At 71.4% G+C, this 3,937-nt stretch carries 3 protein-coding genes; all 3 read right to left on the reverse strand.

All coding sequences use genetic code 11. The features are described 5' to 3' along the window. Window positions 1-443: 443 nt before the first annotated feature. From ACLBYE_RS29835 to metG, 3 genes are read right to left on the reverse strand one after another with little or no spacing between them, the layout of a single operon-like run. Window positions 444-1,247, reverse strand: coding sequence for an MBL fold metallo-hydrolase (locus ACLBYE_RS29835; RefSeq protein WP_447696926.1), 804 nt, complete (start codon window positions 1,245-1,247; stop codon window positions 444-446). Between the two features lie 22 nt (window positions 1,248-1,269). Beyond that, window positions 1,270-2,070, reverse strand: a complete 801-nt coding sequence (locus ACLBYE_RS29840; RefSeq protein ID WP_447696927.1) for a TatD family hydrolase — start codon at window positions 2,068-2,070, stop codon at window positions 1,270-1,272. A 49-nt stretch (window positions 2,071-2,119) separates the two neighbouring features. Continuing rightward, window positions 2,120-3,697 (reverse strand): methionine--tRNA ligase, encoded by a 1,578-nt coding sequence (gene metG, locus ACLBYE_RS29845; RefSeq protein WP_447696928.1) that lies wholly within the window; start codon window positions 3,695-3,697, stop codon window positions 2,120-2,122. Between the last annotated feature and the right edge of the window lie 240 nt (window positions 3,698-3,937).

Genomic DNA, 3,937 nt, shown 5'->3' on the forward strand with positions numbered 1-3,937 from the left:
TCCGGCCGATCACGTGTATTCTCAGACGGAGCCTCACATCGACCAAGCATCAAACGCTTCACAGCGCCAGATACCCGTCGGTGAGCTCAGAAAGAAGAACAACAGATCGGCACAAGTCTACTCACGCTAGATCTCTCGACCTAGCCGCAAGGACAAACGCCGCCCGCGTCTCCCTTCCTCATTCCAACTTGTCAAAGAGCGCCTCGGTCACCCGAGGCTCATCAGAGGCAAACAGAAGACCGCCCGGCAATCCCGCCGGCCAATCCCGCCGCTTGTCAGAAGATGGCTCAGCGCCCGGTCCACTTCCGCGGCCGGCGCCGATGAGCCGGGGTATAGAGCCGCCGATCCGGGCCGTCAACAGGCTTGTTGGCCGGAAAGCCGATTTTCTTGGACTCCGCCGACGACAGGCGTGTGACGCCCGATTCGCGCTCCCGGCGGGCGCGCTAGGCCTCGAGGCTCAGGGTCATGCCGTCATAGGCGGGCACGATGCCCTCCGGCAGGCGCGCCGCGAGGGCGCCGTAGTCGAGATCCGTGTGCAGGTTGGTGAGGACCGCCCGGCGGGGGCGGACCGACTCGATCAGCGCGAGGGCGTCCGAGACCGAGAAGTGGGTCGGGTGCGGGGTGTCGCGCAGGGCGTCGATGATCAGCAGGTCGAGACCGCGGAGCCGGGCGAGGCTCGCCTCCGGGATCAGGCTGACGTCGGGCATGTAGGCGGCCGCGCCGAAGCGGAAGCCCAGGGCCGCCTCGTTGCCGTGCTCCACCGGGAGCGATTCCACGGTGATCGCGCCCCCCTCCCCCTCCAGGGTCAGGTCGCGGCCGGCGGCGAGGTCGCGCAGGTCGAGGATCGGCGGGTAGGCGCTCCCGGGGGGCGTCTCGAAGCAGTAGCCGAACCGGGCCGTGAGCAGCGACCGCGTCAGGCCGTCGGCGTAGACCGGGATGCGGGCCCGCATGGCGATCACCAGCGGGCGCAGGTCGTCGATCCCGTGGGTGTGGTCGGCGTGCGCGTGGGTGTAGAGCACCCCGTCGAGGCGCGTCACGCCGGCGTCGATGAGCTGCTCGCGCAGGTCCGGAGAGGTGTCGACCAGGAGCGTGGTCCGCCCCGCCCCCGACGCGCGCTCCACGAGGATCGAGCAGCGCCGCCGGCGGTTGCGCGGCTCCTCCGGGTCGCAGGCGCCCCAGCCGCTGCCGACCCGCGGCACCCCGCCGGACGAGCCGCAACCGAGGATGCGCAGGGTCAGGCTCGCCATCCGGATCTCCCGCTCCGACTCGTCACGCGGCGCCCGGAGCCGTTCCGGCGGCCTTGTCGAACAAGGCGAAGAAATTCGCCGTCGTGGTCCGGGCGAAGTCCTCGGCGGTCAGCCCCAGGGTCCCGGCCAGCGACCGGGCGGTGTCGGCCGTGTAGGCCGGCTCGTTGGTCCGTCCCCGATGGGGCTCGGGCGCCAGGAACGGCGCGTCGGTCTCCACCAGGATCCGGTCGAGGGGCACGGCCCGGGCGATGTCGCGCAGGTCGTGCGAGCGCCGGAAGGTGACGATGCCCGAGAAGGACACGTACAGCCCCAACTCCACCCCGGCCTCCGCCAGCCGCCGCCCTGACGAGAAGCAGTGCAGCACCGCCCGGAACGGCGCCCGGCCCATCTCGTCGGCGAGCACCCGCTCCATGTGGTCGTCGGCGTCCCGGGCGTGGATCACGAGCGGCAGGCCGGAGAGCCGGGCCGCCGCGATGTGGGCGCGCAGCACCCGCTCCTGCACGGCCTCGGGGGCGGCGTCGGCGTAGTGGTAGTCGAGGCCCGCCTCGCCGATCCCGACGCAGTGCGGGCTGGCCTGGGCGAGGCCCGCGATCGTCTCGGCGGCGACGTCCGGCTCCTCGGCGGCCCCGTGGGGATGAGTGCCGACCGTGTGCCAGACCTCGGGATGGGCCTCGGCGATCGCCCGGTAGGTGTCGGCCTTGGCGACCCGCGTGGCGATCGTGAGCATGCCGGTCACGCCGGCGGCCCGGGCGCGGGCGATCACGCCCGGGAGGTCGGCGGAGAAATCCGGGAAGTCGAGGTGGCAGTGGCTGTCGATGAGCATCGGGTCTCGGGGCCGTCGGGCGGCAGGGTCCTTCAAGCAGCAGGGTCCTTCAAGCGGACGGAGTCTCGGGGCGCTCGAAGCGCGGGAAGATCGGCGCGGGGGCGGGGAGCGCCGTGCCGGGCACGAGCCGGCCCCCCGCCCCCACATCGGCGAGGCCGCGCCGGTCGGCCGGTACCGCCAGCAGGTCGAGGAGCTTGGCCGCCGCCCCCGGCACGAAGGGCTGGGTCAGGATGCCGAAGACGCGTAGGGATTCCAGCGTCGTGTAGAGCACCGCGTTCATCCGCGCCGGGTCGGACTTGCGCAGCTTCCACGGCTCCTGAGCGGCGAAGTAGCGGTTGGCCTCGGCCACCACGGCCCAGATCTCCGCCAGGACGATGTGGAGCGCCAACTCGCCCATGAGGGTCCGGGCCCGTGCCGGCAGGGCGTCGGCCTGGGCCAGCAGGGCCGTGTCGGCCGCGTCCAGGCTGCCCGGATCCGGCACCGCGCCGTCGCAGTTCTTGGCGACCATGGTGAGCGAGCGCTGGGCGAGGTTGCCGAGGTCGTTGGCGAGATCGGCGTTGATCCGGCCGATGATCGCCTCGTGGCTGTAGCTGCCGTCGCCGCCGAACGGCACCTCGCGCAGCACGAAGTAGCGCACCGGGTCGACCCCGTAGGTGTCGGCGAGCTCGAACGGGTCGAGGACGTTGCCCAGCGACTTCGACATCTTCTCGCCCTTGGAGAGCAGGAAGCCGTGGCCGAAGACGCGCCTGGGCAGCGGCAGCCCGGCCGACATCAGGAAGGCCGGCCAGTAGACCGCGTGGAACCGCACGATGTCCTTGCCGATCACGTGCAGGTCCATCGGCCAGAAGTCTCTTCCCGGGCTCGACGCGTCGGGGAAGCCGGTGACGGTGAGGTAATTGGTGAGCGCGTCGACCCACACGTACATCACGTGGTTGGGGTGGCCGGGCACCGGCACGCCCCAGTCGAAATTGGTGCGGCTGACCGAGAGGTCCTTGAGGCCGGAGCGCACGAAGCTCGCCACCTCGTTCCGGCGCGTGTCCGGCCCGATGAAGCCGGGCTGCTCGTCGTAGAGCTTCAACAGCCGGTCCTGGTAGGCGGACAGTCTGAAAAGGAAATTCTCCTCCTCCATCCACTCGACCGGCGTGTCGGTGGCGAGGCTGCGGCGGCTGCCATCCTCCAGGAGCCGGGTCTCGGACTCGTCGTAGTAGGCCTCGTCGCGGACCGAGTACCAGCCGGCATACTTGTCGAGGTAGATGTCGCCGTTGGCCTCCATCCGCCGCCAGATCTCCTGGGCGGCGGCGTAGTGGCCGGGCTCGGTGGTGCGGATGAAGCGGTCGTAGGCGCAGTCCATCCGGTCGGCCATGGCCTGGAACCGGGCGGCCGTGCCGTCGACGTAGGCGCGCGGGGTGGTGCCGGCCCGGGTCGCGGCCTGCTGGATCTTCAGCCCGTGCTCGTCGGTCCCGGTGGAGAACAGCACGTCGTAGCCGTCGAGCCGGTGGAAGCGCGCGATCGCGTCGGCGGCGATCACCTCGTAGGCGTGGCCGATATGGGGCGCGCCGTTGGGGTAGGAGATCGCGGTCGAGAGACCGAACGTCTTACGGGGATTCGCCGGGGCGTTGGACGTCACGTCTGTGGTGTTCCGGATGAGCGCGGGAAGCTGCCCGCGTTGTCGCGCGGCCCGCGCCGTGACGCAACCGTCGCCGCCTGCGGGCGCGGTGCCCGTCCTCCGCGGCGGACGGCTGCGGACACGCGTGATCGTCCCCGCGCGCCGTCAGGCGCCGGGGGCATGGCCCGGGAGGCGAGCACGAGGGACGCGGGACGCCGCGGGAACCCAGGTGTCGGCCAAGTACGCGCGGGATCCGATCCC

It is taken from the genome of Methylobacterium sp. A52T (genome assembly GCF_053346095.1).